Source organism: Bacillus timonensis, from assembly GCF_000285535.1.
Classification (GTDB): domain Bacteria; phylum Bacillota; class Bacilli; order Bacillales; family Bacillaceae_L; genus Ferdinandcohnia; species Ferdinandcohnia timonensis.
Window position 1 is genome coordinate 565,274 of the sequence record NZ_HE610987.1, and the last position, 20,353, is coordinate 585,626.

General features: G+C 37.6%; 22 protein-coding genes and 1 pseudogene. 7 read left to right on the top strand and 16 right to left on the bottom strand.

Translation table 11 applies throughout. The features are described 5' to 3' along the window. Nucleotides 1-4: 4 nt before the first annotated feature. Nucleotides 5-784, bottom strand: a complete 780-nt coding sequence (locus BTHG_RS17075) for a Cof-type HAD-IIB family hydrolase (protein WP_010677954.1) — start codon at nucleotides 782-784, stop codon at nucleotides 5-7. 181 nt (nucleotides 785-965) lie between these two features. On the opposite strand from BTHG_RS17075, the gene BTHG_RS17080 reads away from it, so the two are divergent. The 3 genes and pseudogenes from BTHG_RS17080 (at nucleotide 966) to BTHG_RS25230 (ending at nucleotide 3,947) form a co-directional block, all read left to right on the top strand. Then, nucleotides 966-2,144 carry an SLC45 family MFS transporter gene (locus tag BTHG_RS17080; protein WP_010677955.1) on the top strand — a complete coding sequence of 393 codons (1,179 nt, stop codon included), beginning with the start codon at nucleotides 966-968 and terminating at the stop codon, nucleotides 2,142-2,144. 180 nt (nucleotides 2,145-2,324) lie between these two features. After that, nucleotides 2,325-2,729, top strand: a complete 405-nt coding sequence (locus tag BTHG_RS17085; RefSeq protein WP_010677956.1) for a MarR family winged helix-turn-helix transcriptional regulator — start codon at nucleotides 2,325-2,327, stop codon at nucleotides 2,727-2,729. Nucleotides 2,730-2,742: 13 nt separating this feature from the next. Further along, nucleotides 2,743-3,947, top strand: a pseudogene (locus BTHG_RS25230) (MFS transporter). A gap of 39 nt (nucleotides 3,948-3,986) precedes the next feature. Here the strand turns inward: BTHG_RS25230 and BTHG_RS17095 are convergent. The 3 genes from BTHG_RS17095 to BTHG_RS17105 are packed head-to-tail and all read right to left on the bottom strand — an operon-like array spanning nucleotide 3,987 to nucleotide 6,443. After that, nucleotides 3,987-4,640 carry a TetR/AcrR family transcriptional regulator gene (locus BTHG_RS17095; RefSeq protein WP_010677959.1) on the bottom strand — a complete coding sequence of 218 codons (654 nt, stop codon included), beginning with the start codon at nucleotides 4,638-4,640 and terminating at the stop codon, nucleotides 3,987-3,989. Between the two features lie 19 nt (nucleotides 4,641-4,659). Then, a complete protein-coding gene (locus tag BTHG_RS17100; protein WP_010677960.1) occupies nucleotides 4,660-5,721 on the bottom strand; it encodes an ABC transporter permease in 1,062 nt (353 codons plus the stop codon). Next, on the bottom strand, nucleotides 5,718-6,443 hold the full coding sequence (locus BTHG_RS17105) for an ABC transporter ATP-binding protein (RefSeq protein WP_010677961.1): 726 nt from the start codon (nucleotides 6,441-6,443) through the stop codon (nucleotides 5,718-5,720). The genes BTHG_RS17100 and BTHG_RS17105 overlap by 4 nt, the downstream gene beginning before the upstream one ends. A gap of 204 nt (nucleotides 6,444-6,647) precedes the next feature. Here BTHG_RS17105 and BTHG_RS17110 point away from each other — a divergent pair, with 204 nt between their 5' ends. Then, nucleotides 6,648-6,911: a phage holin family protein gene (locus tag BTHG_RS17110; RefSeq protein WP_010677962.1), complete on the top strand. Its 264-nt coding sequence runs from the start codon at nucleotides 6,648-6,650 to the stop codon at nucleotides 6,909-6,911. Nucleotides 6,912-7,026: 115 nt separating this feature from the next. Here BTHG_RS17110 and BTHG_RS17115 read toward each other — a convergent pair whose 3' ends face one another. The 3 genes from BTHG_RS17115 to BTHG_RS17125 all read right to left on the bottom strand — a co-directional run bounded on the left by BTHG_RS17115 (nucleotide 7,027) and on the right by BTHG_RS17125 (nucleotide 8,392). Then, the gene (locus tag BTHG_RS17115; protein WP_010677963.1) at nucleotides 7,027-7,743 is read right to left on the bottom strand and encodes a class I SAM-dependent methyltransferase; all 717 of its coding nucleotides are present in this window, start codon (nucleotides 7,741-7,743) and stop codon (nucleotides 7,027-7,029) included. A gap of 18 nt (nucleotides 7,744-7,761) precedes the next feature. Next, nucleotides 7,762-7,989, bottom strand: coding sequence for a YppG family protein (locus BTHG_RS27975; RefSeq protein WP_010677964.1), 228 nt, complete (start codon nucleotides 7,987-7,989; stop codon nucleotides 7,762-7,764). 142 nt (nucleotides 7,990-8,131) lie between these two features. Then, the gene (locus tag BTHG_RS17125; RefSeq protein ID WP_010677965.1) at nucleotides 8,132-8,392 is read right to left on the bottom strand and encodes a hypothetical protein; all 261 of its coding nucleotides are present in this window, start codon (nucleotides 8,390-8,392) and stop codon (nucleotides 8,132-8,134) included. Between the two features lie 213 nt (nucleotides 8,393-8,605). On the opposite strand from BTHG_RS17125, the gene BTHG_RS17130 reads away from it, so the two are divergent. After that, the gene (locus BTHG_RS17130) at nucleotides 8,606-9,043 is read left to right on the top strand and encodes a GNAT family N-acetyltransferase (protein ID WP_010677966.1); all 438 of its coding nucleotides are present in this window, start codon (nucleotides 8,606-8,608) and stop codon (nucleotides 9,041-9,043) included. A gap of 125 nt (nucleotides 9,044-9,168) precedes the next feature. On the opposite strand, the gene BTHG_RS17135 is transcribed toward BTHG_RS17130, so the two are convergent. Both BTHG_RS17135 and BTHG_RS17140 read right to left on the bottom strand, forming a co-directional pair. Continuing rightward, the gene (locus BTHG_RS17135) at nucleotides 9,169-9,585 is read right to left on the bottom strand and encodes a hypothetical protein (protein WP_026021870.1); all 417 of its coding nucleotides are present in this window, start codon (nucleotides 9,583-9,585) and stop codon (nucleotides 9,169-9,171) included. A 64-nt stretch (nucleotides 9,586-9,649) separates the two neighbouring features. Continuing rightward, complete coding sequence (locus BTHG_RS17140; protein WP_010677968.1) at nucleotides 9,650-10,708, bottom strand: LLM class flavin-dependent oxidoreductase; 1,059 nt, start codon at nucleotides 10,706-10,708, stop codon at nucleotides 9,650-9,652. Nucleotides 10,709-10,976: 268 nt separating this feature from the next. Between BTHG_RS17140 and BTHG_RS17150 the strand changes: the two genes are divergently transcribed. Further along, a complete protein-coding gene (locus tag BTHG_RS17150) occupies nucleotides 10,977-11,339 on the top strand; it encodes a hypothetical protein (RefSeq protein WP_010677969.1) in 363 nt (120 codons plus the stop codon). 56 nt (nucleotides 11,340-11,395) lie between these two features. Here the strand turns inward: BTHG_RS17150 and BTHG_RS17155 are convergent, their stop codons facing one another. The 4 genes from BTHG_RS17155 to BTHG_RS27840 form a co-directional block, all read right to left on the bottom strand. Next, nucleotides 11,396-12,469, bottom strand: coding sequence for a branched-chain amino acid aminotransferase (locus tag BTHG_RS17155; protein WP_026021871.1), 1,074 nt, complete (start codon nucleotides 12,467-12,469; stop codon nucleotides 11,396-11,398). A 191-nt stretch (nucleotides 12,470-12,660) separates the two neighbouring features. Further along, entirely contained in the window at nucleotides 12,661-13,647 is a 987-nt protein-coding gene (locus BTHG_RS17160) for a Gfo/Idh/MocA family protein (RefSeq protein WP_010677971.1), read from the bottom strand. A gap of 108 nt (nucleotides 13,648-13,755) precedes the next feature. After that, a complete protein-coding gene (locus BTHG_RS25235) occupies nucleotides 13,756-15,075 on the bottom strand; it encodes a methyl-accepting chemotaxis protein (RefSeq protein ID WP_408605286.1) in 1,320 nt (439 codons plus the stop codon). 20 nt (nucleotides 15,076-15,095) lie between these two features. Then, the gene (locus BTHG_RS27840; RefSeq protein WP_332306435.1) at nucleotides 15,096-15,491 is read right to left on the bottom strand and encodes a hypothetical protein; all 396 of its coding nucleotides are present in this window, start codon (nucleotides 15,489-15,491) and stop codon (nucleotides 15,096-15,098) included. Nucleotides 15,492-15,717: 226 nt separating this feature from the next. On the opposite strand from BTHG_RS27840, the gene BTHG_RS17170 reads away from it, so the two are divergent. Further along, entirely contained in the window at nucleotides 15,718-16,497 is a 780-nt protein-coding gene (locus BTHG_RS17170; RefSeq protein ID WP_010677972.1) for an ABC transporter ATP-binding protein, read from the top strand. A gap of 256 nt (nucleotides 16,498-16,753) precedes the next feature. Here BTHG_RS17170 and BTHG_RS17175 read toward each other — a convergent pair whose 3' ends face one another. From BTHG_RS17175 to BTHG_RS17185, 3 genes are all read right to left on the bottom strand, one after another. Beyond that, complete coding sequence (locus tag BTHG_RS17175) at nucleotides 16,754-18,157, bottom strand: tyrosine phenol-lyase (RefSeq protein ID WP_010677973.1); 1,404 nt, start codon at nucleotides 18,155-18,157, stop codon at nucleotides 16,754-16,756. Nucleotides 18,158-18,505: 348 nt separating this feature from the next. After that, nucleotides 18,506-19,006, bottom strand: a complete 501-nt coding sequence (locus tag BTHG_RS17180) for a cupin domain-containing protein (protein ID WP_010677974.1) — start codon at nucleotides 19,004-19,006, stop codon at nucleotides 18,506-18,508. A 322-nt stretch (nucleotides 19,007-19,328) separates the two neighbouring features. After that, nucleotides 19,329-20,318 (bottom strand): ornithine cyclodeaminase family protein, encoded by a 990-nt coding sequence (locus BTHG_RS17185; RefSeq protein ID WP_010677975.1) that lies wholly within the window; start codon nucleotides 20,316-20,318, stop codon nucleotides 19,329-19,331. Nucleotides 20,319-20,353 lie beyond the last annotated feature (35 nt).

Consider the following 20,353-nt stretch of genomic DNA (forward strand, 5'->3'; position numbering starts at 1 on the left):
TCTCCTATAGTAATCCTACCATCTTTAATCCGTGTAAAATTCCATCTTCTTCAACGGATTTGGTTACGTATTTTGCCACTTCTTTTACTTCGTCAAGTGCATTCCCCATAGCAACACTATTTTGAACTGTGGTAAGCATTTCGATATCATTTAATCCGTCACCAAAGGCGTAAATGCGTTCTGTTGGGATACCTAATTGATTAACAAGCTTTTCGATTCCTTTCGCTTTTGATCCCCCACTTGGAAGGACGTCAACAGAGACCGGATGCCAGCGTACAAAATCAAAGGCCTTGAACTCTTTTTCGTACTGCCCCTCTTCTCCTTCTTGAACAAATAATAGAGATTGGAACAATTTACGACCTTCATAATACTTTGGATCATAGGTTGGAAAACTTTTAATTTTCAAGGTTGCAATGCTTTCTGTAATAAATTCGTGCTCCGGAACATTTGCCTTCATGTCCTCGTGGTCCATGTAGACGATAGGGTGATTATTGGCAAGTGCTTTTTCCGTAAGCTGGATAAGGGCTTCTTCATTTAACGGATTCGTATAGATTTCTTCTCCGTTTAACACAACGTATTGGCCGTTATAACTAACAAATGTGCCAATTCCAAGCTCCTCGCGGAGGTCTTCGAACATAAAAGGAGCACGACCTGTTGCAATGGCCACTTCATGGCCTTGATTCTTAAGTGTAAAAATCGCATCCTTTGTTGATGCTGGGAGTTGTTTCTTATGATTTAAGAGTGTTCCATCTATGTCAAAAAAGATAAGACTTCGTTCTTTCATTTCATATCCCCACTTTCTATCTTGCTTTTGTCTGAAATCACATATTACATACGATACATTATTTTCACGCTTTAAACAAATGAAACAGTTCAAAAAGAATGGCGTTCAAATACAGTCAAAAAGTACTATCCCTCAGCATAAGTTAGTAGTACGTTTTGATTTTACATTGAGGAGAACCTTTATGAAAAAAACTTGGCTGTTAGGGTTTGGCTTTTTTAGCATTAGTCTTGGTTGGTCTTTATATAATGGGTTTGTCCCATTTTTTCTTGATAATTTTATTACGAGTACAGCTTTGATAGGATTTTTGATGACTATTGATAATTATATTGCTCTCTTTTTACAGCCATATATTGGGCAACTTAGTGACCGAACCCGAACTCGTTTCGGGCGCAGAATGCCCTATTTACTTGTTGGTGTTCCACTTGCAGCACTCTTTTACACTCTCATTCCCCTCCACACAGGACTCGTATCCTTACTCATTTTTATGTTATGTATGAACTTGTCAATGGCCATCTTTCGTTCACCAACAATTGCATTAATGCCGGATATCACACCTGAACGGGAACAGACAAAAGCAAATGGAATTATTAATTTTATGGGAGGCTGTGGTGCAATCTTAGCGTTTAGCATCGGTTCGCTTTTATTCAGTCTCAATGAAGCACTCCCTTTTCTTGCCGTTTCGGTCACCTTTTTAATCACTTTGTGGATTGTTTATAAAAATATTAATGAACCACGTGATGCCCTCTCTTATACAGACACAACAGTCCCAAAAATAAATTATAGGGAAGAATTGAACGCTTCTACGCTCTTCCTGTTAGCCGCTATCTTTTTTTGGTTTATTGCGATTCAAGGCATGGAAGCTCTGTTTACACTATATGGAGTGAACGAATTAGGACTTTCAAGGAGCGCCTCCGCGTTTTCGTTGACCTTTTTTTCACTAAGTTTTGTAGTTTTTGCAATTCCAAGCGGCATTTTAGGTGCAAAAATTGGGAAGAAAAATGTAATTATCGCAGGGGTTATTGGGCTAATCATTTCTTTCTTACTTTTAAATTGGGTTGAATCGGTTATTTACCTAAGGGCCATTTTATTTTTAGGAGGCATTTTTTGGGCTTTTGTGAACATAAATGCATACCCGTTTATTGTTTCCACAGGAAGTGCAAAAAGCTTCGGAACGAGAACAGGGTTGTATTATTTAGTTTCATCATTGGCAGCCATCACTTCACCACCAACGCTTGGCTATTTGATCGATTTGTTTGGATTTAGTGTATTGTTTTTAGCTGCAGCAGGTAGTTTGATACTCGCGTTAATTTTTATCAGCAGGGTCAATGAGCACGAAAGTCAGGCACTTGGCTCTTCGTAGATAGAAATTATTTATAAAAATGGCGTGTATACTGAAAACAGATATAACACGCTTTTTTTCATTATTTTTACCATAGACTATTACAATGATTTCTGATACTATTATCAAATGGTTACTCTCGGTAACTATTACCTTCCGTAACTATTTTAAAAGGAGTGATCTCCAATCGAGACTTTTCAATTGTTCTTCCAACAACTGACACAATTATACCGCCCTTTTGAAAGTAAGCTGAACGTAGAACTTGGTAAACATCAGCTTTACCGGGCACAATGGTCAATTCTATATTACATTGTAAACATTGGCTCCCCAACACTCGTTGACATTTCTAATTACCTCGGTGTTGAAAAGCCAACGGTTACAAGAACCATTAACCGCTTAGAGGAACTTGGATATGTGAAACACGTTCCTGGAAAAGACAGGCGGGAAAAAAGAATGCAGCTTACCTCTCTCGGTCAACAAGTGTACAAAGAAGTCCGGGAGACAGTTGATGAATTTGAAAAGGAAATCATAAAGGGTGTTTCTGAACAGGAACTACTTGAAGCAATACATGTTATGAAAGCAATTCGTAACAATCTACTTATGTAAGGAGAGTTTCAACTTGGATAATCAAAAACTTTGGACGAAAGATTTTATTATTGTGTCCTCCATCAACTTTTTCTTAACCTTTATTTTTTATCTATTGGTTGTGATCATTGCGGTGTATGCAGTTGATGAATATGGCGCTAGCACTAGCCAGGCGGGTCTTGTGACAGGAATATTTATTGTCGGAACGTTAATTGGCCGACTTTTAATTGGTCGTTATATCGATATGATTGGTCGAAAAAAACACTGTTTATCGGATTGATCCTATTTACAATCACAACCTTCTTATACTTCGTACACGCCGGAATTACGTTTCTCCTAATCAATCGTTTTATTCACGGTATCACACTCGGCATCGCCAGCACAGCAACTGGTACAATCGTTGCTCAAATTATTCCATCTAAACGTAGAGGTGAAGGAATTGGTTATTTCAGTATGAGTGCTACATTAGCAACGGCAATTGGTCCATTTATCGGATTATTTATGTCGCAGCATACTAGCTACCAGGTTATCTTCGGTCTATGTCTTGCGATTGGGGTCATCAGTTTACTTACTTCACTCATTCTTTATGTGCCACCAATTGAACTACAATCAAATCAAGATCAAGAGAAACAAGGGTTTTCAATTGCGAATTATGTGGAACCGAAAGCACTCCCGATTGCAATTGTTACTTTTGCAATTTCGCTTTGTTATGCAAGTGTTCTTTCGTTTATTAATTTTTATGCGATTGAAATTGATTTAGTAACTGCAGCAAGCTTTTTCTTCCTTGTGTATTCAATTGCGATTCTCGTTTCACGTCCTTTCACTGGACGCTTAATGGATAGTAAAGGTGCAAACTATGTCATGTATCCAGCTTTTATTATTCTAGCTTTAGGGATGTTTCTTTTAAGTATTGCACATAACAGTACCACACTTCTTATTTCTGGTGCGCTTATCGGGCTTGGATTTGGGAATATGCAATCATGTACTCAAGCTGTTGCAATCAAGTTAACTCCTGCACATCGAATGGGGCTTGCGACCTCCACATTCTATATCTTTTTAGATGCAGGTCTTGGGTTTGGTCCTTACCTATTAGGTTTTCTTGTTCCATTTACAGGCTACAGCAAGCTATACTCACTATTAGGGCTTGTTGCATTAGCAACCATTATTCTTTACTTCTTTGTGCATGGAAAGAAAGAAACTGCAGGTAGAAAAAGTCAATCCGTACCAATGTCCATGTAAATAAAGCCTTGCCCAACATGTTGTTCGGGCAAGGCTTTTTTAGTTTCGGATTCCATCCACCATAAAACAAACAAGGTTTTCTGCTTCATAGTCAACATCCATTTTTTCATTGGTTGGTAAAAGAACAAAATGGGTGACGAGGAAACCACCGAATGTCGTCATAATTAATTTCAATAACGTATTCGTTGGTATATCCTTTATTTCTCCACGTTCCTTAAACAACTCAATTGCCTGATTAATTCGTTTCACGACACTATCTGCGAAAAAAGGAGCGATTTCCTGTCGTAGTGAATCAGTGTATAGGATTTCCTTAACAATAATTTGGAAGATTTCTCTATTTTCAATCACAAATTCAATTCTATTTTTGAATAGTCCTTTTAAGAAATCTCTAAAATGAGGTGTCTCCTCCGTTAGTACTTCTTTAAAGACATTTTCAGCCATTCCTGGTAAAGCCTCTTTTAAAAATGGAAGGATGACGGACAGCAATAAATTATCCTTTGTACCATAATGTCGAAAGATGGTTCCTTCTGCTACTCCTGCTGCTTTTGCAATTTCACTTGTTGAAGTATTTGCATAGCCTTTTTCCGCAAACATTTTGATGGCTGTTTCAGCGATTTTTTGTTGTTTTTCAGTTGGTTTCTTGGATAATTTTGATTGTTCAATTATGGCATCTAATAGATTTTCTTTAGACAAATTCCGTTCACTTCCTTGGTCACAATGCGCGATATTTTTTCAACGCAAATACATTTAATATAATAAAAATAGTAGCGAATATGACTAATGCTAAAAGGTCCAAACGTATATCAATGAATCCTAAGCCTTGATACATGACTCCCTTTAATGCATCTGCAGCATAATAAATAGGCATGACTTTTGCAATAACTTGAAGCCAATCTGCCATTCCCTCAAGGGGAAAAATGCCTGAGAAGAATATTTGCGGAATAATGACAATCGGTATAAATTGAATCATTTGAAATTCCGAGGCAGCAAATGCAGATAGTAAAATGCCTAATGATAAGGCAACTAAAGCAAGCAATAAATTAATTAGAATGACATTCCATATTGAGCCTACTAATACAACATCTAATACATGAATGGTAAAGAACACAACAATTACTGTTTGAATGATAGCAAATACTCCAAAGCCAACTAGGTAGGCAGTTACAACTTCTCCCCTACGAATAGGTGTTGCCATCAATCTCTCTAGGGTACCTGATGTTCTCTCCTTCAACAATCCAATTCCTGAAATTAGAAATACAAAAAAGAAGACAAAATAGCCAATTAAGATTGGACTAAGCACATCAAAAAATATAGTGTCACTATTTCCGTACACATAGTTTATGTCTAGATTGACTTGAGGTAAATCACCAACTGTTGGTATCTGGTGTACCACTTTTTTCTGGAACTGCGAAGCAAATACTTGATTTACCTTCATTTGCAAGGCTTTGGCGGAACTTGGGTCACTGTTTGCTAATGTTAGAATGAGCTTGTTGTTTTCCATTGCAAGTAACCCATCAAGCTTGTAATCTAGTATTGTTTGTTTAGGATTACTTGAGTGGTTGAATTCCTCAATTTGAATATCGACCTCTTTTAAGGCTGTGACCACTTTTTCATCAACCTTAACAACACCTAATGTAGGTTCTATAGAATCACCATTAAACATAACGTACATAAGGGATAAGACTAATAGCGGCGCAACAAATAATAGAGCTAATGTCCGTTTATCTCGAAGCAGCTGCTGAAAGATTCTTTTTATGAGGGCGATGATTCTCATTGTCTACCCCTCCCCGCATGTAAAAATACTTCATCAAAATTACTTGCATGATATGTTTCTTTTAATTCTGTTGGCGTACCTCTTGTTAAAATACGGCCATCCCGGACCATTGTGATATAATCACAGCGTTCCGCCTCTTCCATAACATGTGTCGTGATAATGATCGTTTTGCCTTCTTCCTTTTTCAAGCGGATTAATTCATTCCAAATAGTTAGCCTTAGCTCGGGGTCAATGCCCACTGTTGGTTCATCTAAAATGAGCATTTTCGGGTTTTGAATTAAGGCGATAGCTAATGACAAACGGCGTTTCATCCCAGCAGAATAGGCTGATACCTTTTTATTTAAGTCCTCTGTTAGATTAACGAGTTGTGCTGTATATGCAATTCGTTCTTTTGTTTTACTTCGATTTAATTTATAAAGTGAAGCAAAAAATGCGAGGTTTTCCTTCCCAGTTAACTCTGTATATAGTGCATCTGATTGGGCCATATACCCAATATCCTGCAACAACTCCAAATTCGGCATTTTCTTTCCTAACACATGAATGGATCCATCGTCAGGTGAGTCCATCCCAACTATCATTTTCACCAATGTCGTTTTACCCGCTCCTGAAGGGCCAATAAATCCATAGATTGTTCCTTCCTCGATGGTAAGGTTGATTTCATTTAACACAACTTTTTTTCCAAAGCTTTTGCTAACCTTTTCAATTTCCACCGTATTGGTCATTAAAATACCTCCCTTTTACATTTAACCCCCACTAGGGAAATTCTGCTCAGAAAAAAGTGAGTGATTACTCACATTATCCTTCCAATGTTTATATAAGTCAATATAAAGTGAGTATTCACTCACGAAAATATTTTTAAAATTAGGATATATGAACAAGCACTTTGTTCTTCTCGTTCATACGATGCATTGAAGGAGGTGACAACCATGGACTTGCTACAATTTTTAAATGAAAATTATTATATGATGGTTCCCTTGTTATGGGTTATTGGTTATTTCTTAAAACAAACTCCTTCCATTCCAAATTGGTCTATCACATGGATCTTATTAGGAGTTTCCTTAGTGGGGGGTGCCTTTTTCTTTGGGTTAACAGCAGAAGCTGTCTACAATGGAGTAATTGCAGCTGGCGTTGCAGTATTTGGGCATCAAATGGTTAAACAAACAGCAGTAGCAATGGAAGGAAAAAAATAACACTATCTCATGCATTTATTCAATTTATGAACGACTACTCTCACACTTGTAGCAAAAATAAATCTCCTCACACAAATAACGCTTGGTTTTCCAAGCGTTTTCTAGTGAAATGGAATTAGACTGTACACCTATATACTCTAAAGTTTAATTTATCCTTGTATTTACTTACAATTTGTTGATGCTGCTCAAGAATCTCATAATGCTTTTCATGTATTTGATTTGAAAGCATAAAATCATTGGTGTACATAACGTTCTGAGGAACAAAATGATGCTTGTGTTTTTCAACTGTCACATGGCGAAAACCGTATTTTCGAAAATAATTACGCCAGTCCGACTCTGTTAATAAATCGGAAACGCCATAGAAATTACAAATAAACTGTTTTTCCTTAGCTGTAAAGGGAACTGGCTCAGCTGTCATCTCAATCGCTAATAGTACACCATTTGGTTTTAATACTCTTTTATACTCTGAGATGCTTACAGGTATATTTGTAAATGCTGTTACTGATTCAGAGAGAATAAAATCAAACACCTTATTTTTAAAAGGCAAATTTTCAGTCTGCCCTTTAACGACATTAATTGGTAAGTGCAAAGAGCGAAATCTTTGTTTCGCCTTTTCAACCATCACTTTATTGTTATCCAAGGCTGTAACATGACATTGATATTGCATAAAGATATATGCTGCTGTTTGTCCGGTCCCGCAGCCGACATCAAGAATTGCTGATTTTCGATTCACTTTTTCCCTTGCCAGTAGTTGTTTAGTAAGCTGTAAACCTCCAGGGTGAGCACCCCCAACCCCATATGTGGCTAGACTATCGAGATATGTGTAGTTCATAAATAATCCACCTATTCTTTATTTTTTCAAAAACATGGATAGTAAGGGGGTCACTTGACTATATATCTTTTTCATTTGTCCCGCAGTAGTAGAGATTTTATTAAAATCAAGCTTTCCATCGGTTGTTTGAAAGTGTGACATTAGACTCGAAATATTTGATGGCTGAGAATTAGCGTAAGGCCTTTGTTGTCTGCCTACATTGTAAGGTCTGGAAGGAAAAGACCGTCTTGGTCGCCCGTAAACCATTTTTCCATCTCCCCGCTTTCTTCGTTATTTCCTATTTATAAAGTTTTAATAGATACATTTATCATTGAAGGACATTTCAGTCTCATTATGGTTTGAAGTGTCCTTCAACGTAATTTATCAGTTGCATTTTACTATTAGTTACCTACCACCAGAGTCCCCCTAGTAGGGTAATACCCACAATTGCACCGATAGCAAAACCAACTCCAAAACCAGCAAATCCCCCACCATAATAGCCATAGCCGAATCCACCAAGATTTCTTCGTGGACCCATTGGGCGGAGAAATACTCGGTCACCAGTTACACGATGAATAACTCCACGATGGACTCTTCCATCCCGCAATCTTATTTCAACAGCTCTTCCTCTGTATCTATTACATAAAGAATGATAATATCCGACAGACATGATATTCACCCCCAAACCCGTTAATAGAATTATCTTATGTTAGAATTTGAATTTCGCAGAGGTCAGATGTCCTAAGACAAGCGCGGAAATTTGTATAACGGTGAAAGTGGTAATGCAATATTTTGAATATGGCTATTAGTAGTACAGGTATACTTTGCATATTTTAAGAATCTAAACATAAATAATTGTATGGCTTACAAGGGAGGGGTAACAGTGCAGATTCGAAGAGCAACTTACGAAGAAACACAAAGAATACTCAGTCATTCTTTGGAGGTATTGAAAGAAGCCACGATGGGCCATGTTAAACAGAGGAGAAAAAAGGCATTAGAATTAATTACACCATTTCTATCCAATGGTGGATATTACTTGATTTGTCATGAAAATAATAGAGTTCTAGGCTGGATCGGAGTCGGTAGTTCAGTTGATATGAATACGGATGAAATGATTGGAATAATAACTGAATTATACGTCCTGCCCAATTATCGTAATAAAGGCATAGCTAAGACTCTATGTAATGAGGCTTTCATCTATTTGAAAAGTGAAGGTTTGAATAAAGTTCAACTTAATGTATTTTCAGGAAACCGTGCCAAAAGTATATATGAAGAACTTGGTTTTAAAGAAGTTTCTACAGTCATGGAACGAAAAATTTAATCGTCATTTGATTAATAAAGTTTTCCAAATACAACACCTAAAATAGTTTGTGAAGTACGGAATTAATCATCCAAAAAAGCGCTAATCCCTTATTCGGATTAACGCTTTCTTTCGTTCAATCATGTTTATTGATTTTTGTACCAGACGAACCAACCGTTTGCTTTACTTTTTGATACAAAGATTTGACCATCTGAAGCGATGTCACTTTTTCCTTCCCATCTAGGAAAATGCAATGTCACTAGCCATGACTTATCTGCGACTTCTTGTCCACAGTAATTGGAAGACATTTGATATTCCTTCGCAACTTTTTCATCTAAAGGTTGCGCTGTAACAACTTCCCAATCAGAAAAATGATTTCCGTAATCACTTTCTCCAAATGTACGAGGAATAATGGTTTCTAATGCCTGAATGAGTTCATCTTTATTTTGTATAGAGGTATTCTCTAACTGACTCACATTCGGACATTCAACATTTGCTTGTGCTCCAACTTGGAATGGGAAAAAGATGACAAGAGTTAGCAGGGATACTACTAATTTTTTCATATTATTCACCTCAGGTAGTAATATCCCAAATATTTCATCTTTCATTCATTTTTTTCCATCTTTTTTACTTTGCTTCGTTCTCAGCTTCCCATTTTGCGACTTCTTCCCTGACACGCGGTGCTACTTCTTTTCCTAATAGTTCAATTGAACGCATAACATCTTCATGTGGCATTGTTCCAACTGGGCAATGCAGCATAAAACGGGTAATCCCTACATTTTTTCGTAAGTCAATGATTTTATTGGCAACATACTCAGGATCACCAACATATAATGCACCTTCAAAACTTCGAGCAAAATCAAAACTTTCACGAGTATAAGGACCCCAACCACGCTCTTGTCCTAATTTACTCATTGCTTGCTGAGTTGATGGGAAGAACTTCTCAGCTGCTTCTTCCATCGTTTCACCTACAAATCCGTGGGAATGAGAGGCGACGGCTAATTTTGAAAAATCATGCCCCGCATGAGCAACAGCCCTCTTATATAGTTCAACTAGTGGTGCAAATTGAACCGGTCTACCTCCGATAATCGCTAACACTAGTGGTAATCCTAAAAGACCTGCGCGAACGACTGATTCTTGATTTCCACCACTCCCAATCCAGATTGGTAAAGGATCCTGAACAGGTCTCGGGTAAATTCCTCTGTTGTTAATGGATGGTCTGTGCCTTCCTTGCCAGGTCACTTTCTCAGACTTTTGAATGTGAAGCAATAAATCTAATTTTTCTTCAAAAAGCTCATCATAGTCTTTTAAATCATAGCCAAACAATGGAAAAGATTCGATAAAAGAACCTCTTCCAGCCATGATTTCCGCACGCCCATTTGAAACAGCATCAAGTGTCGCAAAATCCTGAAACACACGGACCGGATCATCAGAAGAAAGCACGGTTACAGCACTTGTTAAACGGATTTTCTTTGTTTGTGGTGCTGCGGCTGCAAGAACCATAGCAGGTGCTGATGCAGCGTAATCCTCCCGGTGATGCTCCCCAACACCGAATACATCTAAGCCTACTTGATCGGCAAGAACAATTTCCTCTACAACTTCACGAATTCTTTGTGCATGACTGATGACCTCACCTGTACGAGGATCTGGTGTCGTTTCAACAAAAGTACTAATTCCTATTTCCAATGTCAATACCCCCAATTTTACATTTCTTTATTGAATCTATTTTTAAACTACCTTCATTATTTATGAATGTTGTTTTCGAAGCAAATTTTAGGATTTGGAGGAACCATTGACACCCAATATGTTTCATCGAACCCTGAGATTCCATAATCAATAATCATAATATCTATTGAAATAGAATATTATGGTACAAATGTAAAACTTTTTACTATTTTTCACGTATAATATATATAATAGCTTCAGATATTAACTCTATTAGGAGTGATAAAAAATGCAATTAGTTCCTGAAAAACTACGCGAACCACTCTCACATTTCAAATTCAGCATATTTGAGACAGAATCTCTCAGCACATTTTTCTCAACCTTCAAACTTAAAAGCTATTTCCTACTTCTACTCTCACCTATTGGATTAGGAGCATCTGCATACCTTGCTCAAATGTCAATTGAAATTGGTTCAATCGGTGCCTCGTTCGGATTATTGTTACTAAGTCTATTACTCTTACTACCTTGGTCACTTGTACCAATCACATTTCTATTTACCATGTTCCAACCAAAAACATGGCAACGCAAGCTATCTTGGGCTTATGTTGGTCTACTCCTAATTTCTTATATTTATTGGTTAGTTTTCTTTTAAAATCCGCGCTTTTCAAAAAAGTGGTTACCGCAATGGTAACCACTTTTATTTAAACCTTATAATTTTACAGTCCAGCCAAATACGTCTTCTTCCGTACCACTTTGGATGTTAGTAATTGTTTCATATAGCTTTTTAGAAAGGTCTCCAGTCTCACCATTATTAATGACAAGTTTTTCATGATTGTAGAAAAGCTCACCAACTGGTGAAATAACCGCCGCTGTTCCTGTTCCAAAGACTTCTTCAAGTACGCCATTATTGTAGGCTTGTTGAATTTCATCAATGCAAATTCTTCTTTCTACTACAGGAACATTCCAGTGTTTTAAGAGTTCAATAATTGACTTACGCGTGATTCCGTCCAGAATACTACCGTTTAATGCAGGTGTGATTACTTCTCCATTAATTTTGAAGAAAATATTCATGCTTCCTACTTCTTCAATATATTTCTTCTCTTTGCCATCAAGCCATAATACTTGAGAATAGCCGTTTTCACTTGCAATTTCTGACGCTAATAAACTTGCAGCATAGTTCCCTGCTGTCTTTGCATCACCTGTTCCACCTGCAACAGCACGAACAAATTGATTTTCTACAGCAATTTTCACGGGGTTGATACCTTCTTTATAATAAGTACCAACTGGGGATAAGATAATCATAAATTTATAGTTTTTAGCAGGGTTGACGCCAAGATGTGCTTCAGTAGCAATCATAAATGGTCGGATGTACAATGAAGTACCTGGATGATTTGGGACCCAGTCTCTATCGATTTCAATTAGCTTCTTCAAGGCATGTAGGGCAAATTCTTCATCAAACTGCGGCATGACTAAACGCTTATTAGACTTATTGAATCTTTTCATGTTTTGATCCGGTCTGAATAGTAAAATTTCCTCGTCCTTTGTACGATAGGCTTTTAGTCCTTCAAAAACAGATTGCCCATAATGAAATACAGTTGCAGCAGGATCCAAGAGAATTGGTTGATATGGTACAATTCGTGCATCGTGCCAACCCTTTCCTTCTGTATAATCCCATATAAACATATGATCAGAAAAATTTGTTCCAAACACCAATTGGTCAAAAGGAGGAATTTCCTTTTTCTGAGTAGTAAGGGTGATATCAAGTGTAAAATCTGTCGTCATGTTAATCCCAGCTTTCATTTAATATAAATCTTTAATAATCGAAATCTTATATTATTCTGATAATAATATCAACTATTTTATCACAATCTTGTGATAAATGGAGCATCCAACACTACAATATTTTAAATTCTCATAGAAAATTTTTGGAAACTAAAAAACAGGCGACCGTTTTAGGACGCCTTTTATACAATCTATTTATTCGCATAATATTCCTTTACCAGTTCATCCATTACCCAGTTTGTTCGTGCTCCAGACTCTCCCTTGCTTGGGCAAATTCCCTTTTCCCCAGTTAATTCGGCGACAATGGTTTCCACAAGTGGTTGATGTACGTGCTGTGGGCGTTCAAAGCTCCACTCATCTGTTCCTTTCTCGGTTGTTAACACGATTGGTTCGTTCCCGAAGGTAGAGAATGTAATTTTTCCTTTGCTTCCGACAATTTCATTCACATCTTCATCTTGAAACGCGGTAAAACACCAATTTCCAACACCATGGATACCTGTTTCAAATAAATAGGTGCCGGTTACAATATCCTCTGCATCATAAATACTGCCTTGATTTGATGCAAAACCACGAACTTCTTTAATTGGCCCAAGCAAAAAATCTAAAATATCAAGAGTATGGCTTGCTAAATCAAAAAACAAACCTCCACCCGAAAGGTTAGGTTGTACACGCCATGGCAGATCATTTGAATCTTCAGTTGCTTTTCGGTATTGAGTAGTTGTTACAAAACGAACATCCCCAACTGCTCCATTCTCAAGCAATTCTTTGACTTTCAAGAACCTCTCTTGTGCCCTGCGATAATAGGCTACATATAAAGGAACATTTGCTTCTTTACAAGCCTTAATCATTTCTAGGCATTCTTCATAATTCCGCCCCATTGGCTTTTCTACATAAACGGGCTTGCCTGCCTTCGCAGCCTTTAGTGTATACTCTTTATGGGATCCCGGTGGAGTCGCAATATAGATTGCGTCTACCTCTGGGTCTTGGATAAGCTCGTCCGCATTGTCATACCACTTCGGTACATGATGTCTTTGAGCGTAGTCTTTTGCCAATTCACCAGTTCTTCGCATCACCGCGACTAAATTCGAATTAGTGATTTTCTGAAATGCTGGCCCACTTTTCACTTCCGTTACATTTCCACAGCCAATAATCCCCCAACGAACCTTTCCATATATCATATCCGAACTCCCCTTATCATTAATGTAGATAAATTATACCGCAAAAAGGCCAGTATGCACAAAAAGGCCATTCGACAATCGACTTGGTCGAATAACCTGTATGTACTCCTAATTGATAGTAAAGCTCTTTGATATTTCTGAAAGAGATTTTGCTAGGTTATGCAGTTTGATTCCTACCCTATTCGTATTTTCGATTTGTTCCATTTGGTTTTCACTAAATGCTAACATTTCTTCAGCGCTCGCTAATGTTTCTTGGGATACAGATGAAAATTGCGTAACAGATTGCTGAAGTTCTGGTACAATCCTTTCTAATCCGATTAATTCATTCTGCATGACCTCGATGTTTTCACTCACCTTGTATATCCCTTGCATCAATTCATTAATAGAAATCTTAGATTCGCTTGCCAATTGAAGATTGGAATTAATTTGAATGAGCATTTGATCGAATTCATCTGAGGCTACTAAAGTAATAGATTCCATTTTTTTAATTGCATTTGTAATTTCATCTGTAGCTTTTGTTGACTGCTCTGCAAGCTTCTGAACCTCTTGTGCTACGACTGCAAATCCTTTTCCAGCCTCACCAGCTCGTGCTGCTTCGATGGTTGCATTTAATGCTAATAATTTGGTTTGTTTTGCGATTTCCGTTACTAATTCTACTAGTGATGTAATCTCAAGCGAATAGTCTTTCACTTCTCTAATTGTTTTTGTTAGACGATTGAAGTCACTTTCAAAGAATTGGATTGTTGAAATCAATTGTCCCATATTTTTCTCTCCGTGGCCTGCTGACAGATTCATATTATTTGAGCTCTCGATAACAGTGTCCATATTTACCATGATATCTCCTATCCGGTTGGTCATTGATTTGAAGCCATGGACACTCTCCTCAGAGCTTGTTGCAGTATGCTCTGCACCTTGCCTAACCGTATCAATCGCTGAGATTAACTGGTGACTAGACTCAAGCGCTTCCTTGGAGGAAACCATTAATTCATCACCCGTTGAATCCAATTCTTTAGTAGAAGTCGTCAAGTTATGGAGCATACTTCTCATTTGGTCAATCATTGCATTATAACTATTATGTAATGAAACAATTTCAGGTATTGTTGTTCGTATGTCAACTGAATGGTGGAGGTTACCTTCCCTTACCTCTTTCATCCTTTTCCGTAGGTCACTTAATGGCTTTACAATTGTTCTCACAAACAGGATAATTACACCAGTCATAACAATAATACTGATTGCAATGACAAGTAACGTAAAATAGGCCATTTGGTCAATCGGTCCCGTGTAGGATTTCGTTGGTATAAGGATTCCATAAATTCCTCCTACCTCTTCAATCATTTGGAACGTTACTGTGTAATCCTCACCTTTAATCTTTTCATGGATGACCCCGTCTTTTTGTTTCACTAGTTTTGTAATGGTATTATCAGACATAGCCGGAATATCTTCTTTACTCACTTTAAAAGGTACCACTTTTTGATTTCGAATATAAAAAATTCGGCATTCATCCCATCTGCTTCAAGCTTCTCTTGCTGCATTCGAACATTCCCATCTAGTTGCTGCATAAAATAAGCGTCATCACTAACATAAACAAATTTTAAACTTTCTGCGATATAGCCCATTAACTCCGCTTCACTCATTAGTCTTTTTTCAATTGTTTCAATCGTCATTTCCTTAGCCTTTATGTATGAAATCGTTCCTACCGACACAACGGAAATCACTAGTAATGAGACAAACAAGATAAATAAGCGAGTACTTAAATTCAATTTTTGAAAAAAACTCTGGAAAAACCGGTTATCACCATTCGTCTTTCTATCTATCATTTTATTCTTGCGCAACTTTTTAACCATTTGCAAAAACTCCCTATCCCAGACTTTTTACCTATATATATTCAAAATTATAAACAAGCAATGTAAACTCTCTGTAAAGATTGTGTAAAAGATTATGTCTTAGCTTCAGAAAAGGTACCAATTATTATCTTTGAGTTGTCTTTATTCCGAAAATCCGCGAATTTTCTTTGTTCACTTTTATCTGAATTATTTGATACTATTAATCTATATATAAGGAGGGATAACGGTGGTTTTAGATTTGGTGAATATTACACTCCAGCGTGATGATGCGCAAATTCTACAGAATATTAATTGGCAAATTGAACAAGGGGAACATTGGGTACTCTATGGACTAAATGGATCTGGAAAAACCGCATTATTGGATTTAATCAACGCTTATAATTTCCCTACAAGTGGCAGTGCTACTGTACTAGGTTTTCAGTTTGGTAAAGTCTACCTTGGTGAGGAGCTTCGGAAGAAAATTGGTTTTGTTTCCTCCTCTTTACAGGAAAAGTTCTATCCTACCGACAATGCGTTCGAGGTGGTCTTAAGCGGTGCTTTTGCATCAATTGGCTTATATGAAACACCTACAGACGAAATGCGAGAAAGAGCGATTGGACTGCTTGAGGACCTTGGATGTATCGGTTATGCAAACCGAGATTATGCGACCCTATCTCAAGGTGAAAAACAAAGGGTATTGATTGCCCGCGCACTTATGGCAAATCCATCAATCCTTATTTTGGACGAACCTACAAATGGATTAGATTTTATTGCAAGAGAACAATTATTAGATTCAATCGAAAGACTTGCTATCAAAGAAAACTCACCAACGATTATATATGTAACCCATCATGTTGAGGAAATTCTTCCCGTTTTTACGAAAACATTGCTCTTAAAAAGCGGTGAAGTATTTGCTTCAGGAGAAACGAACCAGATTATTACGAGTGAAATTCTTTCAGATTATTTTAATCTATCCGTTCATGTTAATTGGGAAAATAACCGCCCTTATTTAGTAAAAGGCAAATAAAATACAGCCAGCCCTAAAAGGGCTGGCTTCAGAGTGTAGACAAAGTCAGTGTTGACTTTGTCTACACGAATTTTTTAGGATATCTAAATTTCAACTTATTCCCAGACTGTTTTGAAATCGCTTGTCAGACAAGGCGCGCAGCTGAGCGAAGACGCGAATAGAAGTTGCCTTCATGAGTGGACGAGCGAGGCAAGCAACGCAGTATGCGAGCGTTTGTCAACAGTCTGCAGCCAGCCCTAAAAGGGCTGGCTGCATTTTATTCCTCAGGTACTAACTCTAAATCTTTTGATAGAGGTGAAAACCTTGCATTAAAAAAGCGTAAAGTAGGAGGCTCATAATCCATTCGTAACCCGCTTATCTGATTTCTTTTTTCATAAAGTGCAATTACAGAATCTGCAACAACATCCATATGATTATTCGTATACACCCTTCTCGGTATCGTTAATCGTACTAACTCCAGCTTCGGTTTGTTATGTTCACCTGTTTCTTTATTCCTTCCTGCAGAGACGATCCCTCTTTCCATCGCCCTAACGCCTGAGTCAAGGTACAGTGCTGCCGCCAACGCTTGTGCCGGAAATTCCTCTTGACTTACATGAGATAAAAATTGTCTTGCATCCAAATAAACGGCATGCCCACCAATCGGTTGAACAACTGGAATCCCTGCATCAATTAACTGCTGACCAAGGTACTGGACCTGTTGTATTCTATGTTGGATATAATGATCATCAACAGATTCATAGATTCCTTGAGCCATGGCCTCCATGTCTCGTCCTGCCATTCCTCCATAAGACGGCATCCCTTCATACACAACGACTAGTTCTCTTGATCGAGCATAAAGTTCCTCATCATTCATGGCCAAAAAACCGCCAATATTCACTAAACAGTCCTTTTTTCCACTCATTGTACAGCCATCAGAATATGACAACATCTCTTTCAAAATATCCTTTATTCGATGATTTTCATATCCAGCTTCTCTTTCCTTTATAAAATAAGCATTCTCTACACAACGTGTAGCATCAAACATAACATCAATACCATGACTCTTACATAGTCGATAGACCTCCCTCATGTTTTCCATGCTAACTGGCTGACCACCTGCCATATTAACGGTTACTGCCACACAAACATATGGAATTCGTTCTGCTCCGACCTCTTGAATGAGGGCCTGTAGTTTTAATAAGTCCACATTTCCCTTAAAAGGATGCTTGATTGTTGAATCATGTGCTTCATCAATGATAATATCAACAAACCTTGCCCCATTTAGCTCCTGATGGGCACGTGTTGTCGTAAAATACATATTCCCTGGTACCACATCACCTTGTTTTATTTTTAGCTGGGATAAAATATTTTCTGCGCCTCGCCCTTGGTGTGTCGGCAAAATATATTTATAACCATAAACCTCCCTTACCGCTTGCTCAAGCTTCTTCCAGCTTTTACTCCCCGCATAAGCCTCATCTCCAACCATTAAAGCACCCCATTGTCGGTCGCTCATCGCACTCGTCCCGCTGTCTGTTAGAAGATCGATGTATACATCTTGTGAATCAATCAAAAAGGTATTGTAGCCTGCTCGCTTTAATGCATTTTTTCTTTCCTCATATGTGAGCATTGCTATTGGCTCTACTGCTTTAATTTTATATGGCTCCGCCGTTCTTCTTTTCACCCGTACCCCTCCAATTTTTAGGAAAATCAATCTATCTATAATGTAAAATATGTTTGGCATTCTTCTCAAGAATCTCCGTTGCACGATAAACGCTTTAAATCAATAAAAAAACGCCCTTCCACTGTCATTGGAAAAGCGTCTGTTAATTAGACTTAAAAATTATTGAAATATGGTTTCAGAACAATCTGTTTCATTTTGCAACTCTCATTTCAAACAAACGTTTGTTTAGCGTCTTAAGCCTACAGGCTCAAATATACAAAAATTTAATCAAGCGTTTGTTTAAACGAATGTAAGGAATAAAAATTTGAGCTGTTATATATAAAAAAATAGCTAAATCATTATCCTAATCTATTTTTTCTCTAACGCAAGCCGGCGAATTGCCTCTTCATGCTGCGGATATTCCATTAGAAGTTCCTCTTGAGTAAATAATTCAAAATCCTCAAATTCAAATCCTGGTGAAACCATACAGCCGACCAGAGAGAATGTATTTTCTTCTTTAACAGAAGAACCAAAAATCGCATTTTTAGGCACCAAAATTTGTGGAACCTCTCCTTTGTCAAGCTGGAGGCCAAGATTCACTTCTTTGTATTCACCTTTAGCGTCAATCATGTGAACTGTTAATGAACTTCCTCCATGGTAATACCAAAGCTCATCTGATTTTAATCTATGTAAATGGGATATCTCTTCCGATCTCAACAAAAAATAAATGCTTGTGTATAGTTTTCTTTGATTATCTTGTTCTGTATTGATGATCATATCTGAAACAAAGGTTTGTTTATAAAACCCTCCTTCTGGATGTGGCTCAAGCCCAAGATGTGATATGTAAAACTGCGCGTCCTTTTTAATCAATTTTACGACTCCTTTTTATAAATATTTGAATAATAGTATAGCGTAAAACCAAAAAGATTGTGTATTACTTTATCATTAGTAGTCCCCCACGTAATGAAGTACTTTTTCGACTAAATTATTGAACAATCGAGTCTTCATTGGCTTGATGAAGACCATTTGATGAGATGAACGGTTGAGTTTGGGTCTTCATATCCCTGATGAAGACCTTTTACCTGAATCTTCCCCTGCTGTTGAGTCTTCATAACAATGAATGAAGTTTCGTATATTAAAAACATGGAAGTAGAAAAGTGTGCTGAAAGCAGTTTATTCGATTTCCTCGTTCTTACACCTTGACCTTCGTTCCTACTCCTGCTTTTATAGCTTTGTCATATACTGAAGCTGCTACCGCTAAATCAAAATAGGCAATTCCAACAGATTTAAAGAACGTAATTTCTTCGTCACTTTCCCGACCTGCAATTTTTCCAGTGACTAGCTCACCAAGTTCACCATGTAAATCCGAAAAACGCCAGATTCCTTTATTAGCCGGAATAATGAGGTCTCCAGCTTCGCCTTTTACCCCTTCCATTGTATCTGCAACAATTTTTGAACACCTCATAATTGTTTCTTCATCTACCTCTTGCATATGTGGTAGATAGGAACCCACACCATTAATATGTGCACCCGGCTGGAGAACCTTCCCTTGAAATACAGGTGTTATAGAACGTGTTGCACAGATAACGATATCTGCTCTTAAAACAGCTTCATCTGGATTATCCATGATTGTAATCGAACCCGTGTATCGAGGGCTTAGTTCCGCAATCTTCTTTTCAAATTGAAAAGCTTTTTCCTTTGTACGATTATATAGCATAATATCCTTTATCTCACGTACTTCTAAAACAGCCTGAAGTTGCTCCTCTGCCATTGCACCCGTTCCAATCACAACTACAGAGGATGCGTTTTTTTTCGCTAGATGCTTTGTCGCAATACCACTTACCGCACCTGTCCGTAATCTAGTTAAATAAGACGCATTGATACATGCAAGATGTTCGCCACTATGAGTATCACTTAACAAAATAACACCTTGTGTTGTCTTCTTACCGACAGATGGATTATGCGGAAAAATAGTTACGACCTTAACTGCAGATTTTCCAATAGGCTCTATAGAGCTCGGCATATACAAGGCCGACGCTTCCTCTTTCGGAAAATCTAATACGGTTCGGTGAGGATTCAATACTTTACCTTCATTATTGTATGTAAGCGCCACTTCCAAATCCAAAATAGCATCAGACATCGAATAGAAGGATTGAATTTCCGATTCTGATAAAATAAGCATAATATCCCTTCTTCCTTAATCTAACTATAGGTAAT